This window comes from Leptospira sarikeiensis (assembly GCF_004769615.1).
Lineage (GTDB): Bacteria > Spirochaetota > Leptospiria > Leptospirales > Leptospiraceae > Leptospira_B > Leptospira_B sarikeiensis.
In genome coordinates, this window is sequence record NZ_RQGF01000012.1 from 578,678 (window position 1) to 584,906 (window position 6,229).

Here is a 6,229-nt window from a genome sequence, read left to right on the forward strand (position 1 = left end):
TTTAGAGATTAAATAACCAAGGGACGAGCCCCAGAATAAAAACCCCTTCGCCCAAGATCCTATATTTTTGAGAATCTTGGAATCTATCCGCATAATGCAGAATACCACCTGGAACGGCGCAGATCAAAGCGATGATCAAACAAGCCGATACCGAGCTCCCAAGAGCCCATTTACGTATTCCGCCGGCCAATACTAAAGCGGATATGAATCCAAGCAAGGACAATCGTAATACCCATTCTCTTGCTAACTTAGGAGAGAGTACCCCTAATAAATATACTTGGCCTTCATGTTTATCTAACTCCGCTTCCATTAAAGAATTCATGACTAAATTTAGAACGGTACCTAGAAAAAATAAGAAAAGAAGAATAGGCACTGTCCAGGATCTGAAGCCGACTACTAATAAGGGGCCGAACCAGACTCCCATGGTATAGATCAATGCAACTGAGAATTCTTTTCCAAAGCGGATCTTTCCCCAACGAGCGATCCCTAAATGTAGGAAGGCGAGTGTGGCCAAAAGAACCCCTCCTAATAAAACGATCTCTCTAAGCAAAAGAAAAGCAAGGATTGCCGCAAGTACCGCTGCGATACCGCATAGGATAGATAGAATTTTAGAATGATCGTAGTGGAATTTGTGCCGTGGATTTATGGAATGCTCTCCAACTTTTTTTCCATCCAAAAGATGATCCAAAGTATAGATTACCCAAACGCTTAACGGAAGAAGAAGCCACCAAACCGTTTTCATTTTTGCCCCGGTCACGACTGTAGCTAAGGCTCCGGAGCCTAAAACTCCCAAACAAATATCTAGGCTGAGAACATGAATATAAAACCAAACTTTATTCTCTAAAACGGTTCGCATACGCTTATACTACGGCAAATCCGAAGAGAAAATTAGATCTAACTATATTAATTTCGGATCTTTGCAGAAATGTTACTGAATCCTTCCGAAATAAATTCGGAATGCAAGGATTTTATGAAAGTCGATCGAATTTGATCCGAGTCTTTGATATCTTTTATCGGAAGATGGATCGCCAAAGACACACTAGATGGTTCGAGTGAAAGATATCGGATCTTGATCTTGGAATCGTTATATGAATTTTGTCCATAAATTTGTGACAAAGATATTTGTGCCGATTTGCGAATTAAGGATTCATACTGATCCGTATTTTTTCCCAAAGGAAGAATGATCTCTATTTCTGTCCATATCCCGGAATTCGGAAGGCTATAATTCGTAAAAGTAGTCTTGGACATTTTTGCATTCGGAATAATAATCGTACTACCATTCCTTTTTTGAAGAGAAGTAGTTCTCCAGTTAATATCTTCCACAAGACCTTCTTCACCGGTTTCCAATGAAATATAATCTCCCACAGAAACTTTCTTTCCTAAAAGAACTCCTAAACCTGCGAATAAATTGGATAAAGTTTCTTGCAACCCTAAGGCAAATGCAATACCACCCACACCTAATGCAGTCAATGCGGGGGTGACAGAAATTCCTAATGTTTGTAAGGCAACCAATCCTCCTGTTAAAAGAATGATCATCCGAACAATATTATTCAGAATAGACGCAGTCGGTAAAAAACCTTCCGTTTTAGAAGAATATAATGCGAGCGCCCCTGATCCGATCCTGGCCAATGCAAAAGTAAAAACTAGGATGGAAAAAACTTTTAAATAAAGAGAAACTTTCTCTTCGGTGCCCACTTCCAATTTAAGAAAACGTAAGGCAGCATAAGAACCTAATATGAAAAAGAAAAATCGAACTAGAGAAAGTAATGCAATATAAAGCGGATGATTCGTATCTAATTTATCTTTTGTAAGAGTTTTAGTTAGCCTCGGGACTAAAAAGCCGCCGAATATGTAACCCAAAAGAATCCCGAAAAATATAGAAGAAAATCCTAATAACCAATTGGAACCTAAAACCGAGTCAGGCAAATTCATTCCCCAAAAATAGAAGGAAGGACTTTCTAGAAAAGAAAAAATGGAAGTCCCGAATTATGTGGCAAACCGAGGGCAAATCCGAAAACCCATCCTTTCGGACTAAAAATCGCTACTACAGAAAATTGGATTTTGTAATGACAAACTAGATAGCTTTCGGAGACTCCTATCCCCATGCAAGAGGGAGTCGGAAAAAATCAAATTTTAAAAGTTCCTCTTACGGACACTATGTCTGCATACTCCAGACAATTTCCGATTGGATCCGCGGATCTAAGCGAATGGATGAATGAGATCCATACTAGAGGGATCCAAGAGGTCGTTTTTTGGGGAACGAAATCGGAAGCAAGTGGTTGGAAAAACGATCCGGTTTTTAGGGATCTCGTAAAGAAACTACAAGAAGATAAGATCCGTCTCTCTACAATGGACGGAGCAAAATTTAGATCTGCACCAGACACCGTTCGAAAATTAGATCGTTTCCTACGTTCCCATTTGGGATCCGTTTTGATCTGTTACTCTGAAAATGAAGCATCCGCATTCGTAAAATTAATGCAAGAGGTTCTTGAAGGAGAAAAGGAGCCTAACAAAACTTATACTCCTTACACTCCTGAGATCCCGAAAGAAAAACCTAAAAAAGAAAAACAGGAATCCATTAAGAACCATTCCGAAGAATTTAAAGCCTCCAGAATTACCATTCGAGTAAAACTTTTGGCGATCGTTTCTGCGATCGTAGTAGTAAGTATGGGGCTTGTGATCGGTCTTGCTACCAATCTTTTCAGAAATTATACGGTTTCCTTGATCCAAGAATATAACCTGAGTTTGGCGAGGCTAACTGGTTTGCAGGTTGGACTTAGGATCAAAGAGCTTTCTTCCAAATCTTCCGAGTTCGAAGATAAATGGACTATTCAGCCTGCAAAGGGTTCTGACTCTAAAAAGATCGCAGCACCTCCTTTTATATCCGGGTTCTTTCTTTCTCATCCTAAGATCCTTGGTTGGGGAAAATATGAAAACGGAGAATCAGTAGTTACATACAACCCAAGATTTATTCGAGATCTAAGAAGAGACGAAGAAGAAGTGCGTAGCCTGTGGGCGGCAATTTCGAAAGAAGATAAAGAAAAAATGTTCTCTTATGAGTTCGAGTCCACTCATTTAGAAAATGTAAGTTCAAAGTTTGGATTTCCTGCTGTACTTTTTATACAAAACGATAAATCCAGAAAAGGAGTCGGATTCTTTTTGATCTCTCCTCAAGATCTTTGGGAAGCTGCAAGGTCCGCGTTACAAACGGAATTGTTCGCGATTTGGGTTGTGGATTCCAGAGGAAGGCTCATTGCTCATACGGAAGAATCCGAAACGGTTTCGGCAAAAGATTATTCTAAAAATCCTCTCGTACAATTTTTGTTAAGAAGCCCTGCGGATAATGGATCGCAAACTGCAGAATTCGAAGGAAAGGAAACCTTGGGTTCTTTCCAACAATTAGAAGATGTAAATCTTGCTGTAGTTTCTTCCATCGAAGCTGATAAAGCATTTGAAGCGGTATATAAGATCAGAAGACAGAATTTTTATATTCTAATCTCAGTATTAAGCCTCGCATTCTTAGTCGTATTTCTATTTTCCAGAACGCTTACCGTTCCTCTTATCAATCTTTTAAGTGCTACAAGACAGATCGAAAGAGGAAATTATAAAGTCTCTATCAAGCCTGTGACAAGAGACGAAGTGGGAGTTCTAACAAATTCATTTTTAAAAATGGCTCATGGTCTCGAGGAAAGAGAAAAGATCAAAGATACATTCGGAAAGTTCGTAAATAAGGAGATCGCAGAAAGAGCACTTGCCGGTGATATGCCTTTGGGCGGTGTAACTAAAGACGTAACAGTTTTCTTCTCCGATTTAAGAAACTTCACTGGGATGTCCGAAAAACTAAAACCAAGCGAGGTCGTAGACTTCTTAAATGCGTACTTCACAGAGATGGTGGAATGTATCTATCTCACGGAAGGTATTGTGGATAAGTTTATCGGAGACGCGATCATGGCCCATTGGGGAGCCTTGTACACAGATGAGAACGACGCAAGAAATGCGATCAATTCTGCCTTATTAATGAGATCTGCGTTATTGGAATTCAATCGGATTGGAGTCGAGATCGGAAGGCCTCAGGCTAGATTTGGATGTGGGATCAATACGGGACCTGTGGTTGTTGGTCAGATTGGGTCCGAAAAAAAACTGGAGTTCACGGTGATCGGTGACGCGGTGAATCTTGCATCTAGGATTGAATATTTAACAAAGGACTTCGGGACAGATATTTTAGTCTCCGAAACCTCTTACGAAAAAGTAAAAGATCATTATAAATTCGAAACTCTTCCTCCGGTATGGATTCGTGGAAAAGAAAAGCCGCAACAGTTGTACGCTGTTTTGGGATGGTTGGAAGATCCGGATTGTCCCAAAAATTTGCAAGAGGTCCGCAAACTCTGCGGTATCTCAGAACCTGAATCTAGTTCCAAGGCGATCGCGGATTAGAATATGGATTGGAGAATTTACAAAAGAGAATGGCAGGTCGGGATCGGTTGCTTCATTGTACTTTTTTTATCTTTATATCTACTCTATTTCGAATCCAGATCCGGAGGTGGAAATGGAAAGGAAATTATGGGCACCGTTTCCTTTCGATATAAAACCGCCCAAAGAAAATTTCCGGATAGAATGTTATGGGAAGATCTAGAGCAAGGAATGCCTGTTTACGATAGGGACTCGATCAGAACGGATGAAGCTTCGGAAGCGATCGTATTCTTAAAATCCGGGACCCGTATAGAATTGGACCCTCAATCTATGGTTGTTCTTCAGCTAAAAGAGAATCGAGAAAACTTAGACCTGAATGAAGGAAATATACTAGTAGAGAGCGGAAAAAAAGTTTTATCCGTGATCGCAGGAACTGTAGGGTTAGACGCACAGTTAGGTTCGAAATTCCAAGTTACTCGAAATGAAAATGAAACTCGAGTAGATGTGGAAAAGGGAGAAGTCGACTGGACTGAAGACGGAACCGTTAAACAAACATTAGGTGAGCGAGAAAGCTCGGTCAACGGAAATAAACTATCCCAAAGTTGGAACTTAATTTCTCCGGAAGACTCCATACGATTTTTCCCAAACGAACAGGAACAACTTGTAGAATTTCGTTGGGAGGGAGAAGGGGAGGCGATCTTAGAAATTTCCTCCAGACGGGACTTCTCCGCATCGATTTCCAAGAGGCCGTCTAAAGAATTCAGCTACAAACAGAAGTTCCCGGAAGGAATTTATTTTTGGAGAATCAACTCTAAAGACGGCAAAAAGATCTCTGAAGCTAGAAAGTTCAGAGTACTTCCGAATTTTCCTGTAGAATTACATTATCCTAAAAGAGATTTTTCGCAGGAAGACCGGACAGTCGCTTTCTCTTGGGCGAAACAAAAGATCGCGAGCGGATACAAACTGCAAATTTCTCAAGACCCGAACTTTACGAATTTATCAGAAACGCAAGTATTCCGTACGAACTTCTCTCTTACCTTGGATCCCGGAACTTATTATTGGAGGATCCAATCTTATACAAATCTTCCAGGAAGTGAAACTCTTTCCGAGGCCAGAAAATTTTCTGTATTAGCTCCGATTACAAAAGCTACCGAAACTAAACCGGAAGGAGTAATCTCTTCTACAGATATACAAAATGCGGATATTTCTATAGAATTCCCGAAAAACGGTGCTTTGGTGGACATGACCGGAAAAGAAAGTATATCATTCCGTTGGAAATTCTCCGCAAAACAGAAACAAAGCGAGTGGAAATTTCGTCTTTTCTATAAGAAGGGCTCTAACGACGAATTGATTTATGAAAAAAAGACAAAAGGGGACAGATTAGTATTCAGAGACTTGGAAAAACTGGATGTAGGAACATTTCGTTGGACCATAGAATCGGAATCTGACCCGAATGTGAAATCTGAAGCTGATTTTAGAATATTACTTAGGGAAGATTTGGAAGCCCCTGAGACAAAATCCAGCGGCGCACGCCCTTAAGGAGAAGGAATGTCCTTTTTTCCCAAAACACTCATCCGTGATATATTTTATATTATTTTAATATTCTTCTCGATTTCCTTTGGGGTTTTTGCAGAAGGAAAAAGTTTCGTATACTATATAGAATGGAAGGAAGTAAAAGGAAGCCGCGGTTATGTAGTAGAAGTCCGCAAATCGGTACCTACCCAAGAACTTATATTGGAAAAGAAAGTCTCTGAGAACGAGATAGAATTTTCCTTAGAGGCCGGATCCTACGACTATAGGATAGCGGCATTGAATAGAT

At 40.2% G+C, this 6,229-nt stretch carries 4 protein-coding genes and 1 pseudogene; 3 read left to right on the forward strand and 2 right to left on the reverse strand.

Translation table 11 applies throughout. From position 1 onward, the window contains the following. Position 1 precedes the first annotated feature (1 nt). Together EHQ64_RS07225 and EHQ64_RS07230 are read right to left on the reverse strand one after the other, a co-directional pair. Complete coding sequence (locus EHQ64_RS07225) at positions 2-856, reverse strand: LA_0991 family prenyltransferase-like protein (protein ID WP_135648793.1); 855 nt, start codon at positions 854-856, stop codon at positions 2-4. 47 nt (positions 857-903) lie between these two features. Further along, a complete protein-coding gene (locus EHQ64_RS07230; protein WP_135648794.1) occupies positions 904-1,932 on the reverse strand; it encodes a mechanosensitive ion channel family protein in 1,029 nt (342 codons plus the stop codon). A gap of 171 nt (positions 1,933-2,103) precedes the next feature. Between EHQ64_RS07230 and EHQ64_RS07235 the strand changes: the two genes are divergently transcribed. The 3 genes and pseudogenes from EHQ64_RS07235 to EHQ64_RS07245 form a co-directional block, all read left to right on the forward strand. Then, complete coding sequence (locus EHQ64_RS07235) at positions 2,104-4,434, forward strand: adenylate/guanylate cyclase domain-containing protein (RefSeq protein ID WP_135648795.1); 2,331 nt, start codon at positions 2,104-2,106, stop codon at positions 4,432-4,434. A gap of 3 nt (positions 4,435-4,437) precedes the next feature. Next, on the forward strand, positions 4,438-5,949 hold the full coding sequence (locus EHQ64_RS07240; protein ID WP_135648796.1) for a FecR family protein: 1,512 nt from the start codon (positions 4,438-4,440) through the stop codon (positions 5,947-5,949). A gap of 9 nt (positions 5,950-5,958) precedes the next feature. Further along, positions 5,959-6,229: pseudogene (locus tag EHQ64_RS07245) on the forward strand (fibronectin type III domain-containing protein); the annotation flags it as partial.

What these genes read in the sequence shown, in the direction of transcription:
- EHQ64_RS07230 (WP_135648794.1), bottom strand. Translation starts at nt 1,932, where the DNA reads ATGAATTTGCCTGACTCGGTTTTAGGTTCCAATTGGTTATTAGGATTT.
- EHQ64_RS07225 (WP_135648793.1), bottom strand. Translation starts at nt 856, where the DNA reads ATGCGAACCGTTTTAGAGAATAAAGTTTGGTTTTATATTCATGTTCTC.
- EHQ64_RS07235 (WP_135648795.1), top strand. Translation starts at nt 2,104, where the DNA reads ATGCAAGAGGGAGTCGGAAAAAATCAAATTTTAAAAGTTCCTCTTACG.
- EHQ64_RS07240 (WP_135648796.1), top strand. Translation starts at nt 4,438, where the DNA reads ATGGATTGGAGAATTTACAAAAGAGAATGGCAGGTCGGGATCGGTTGC.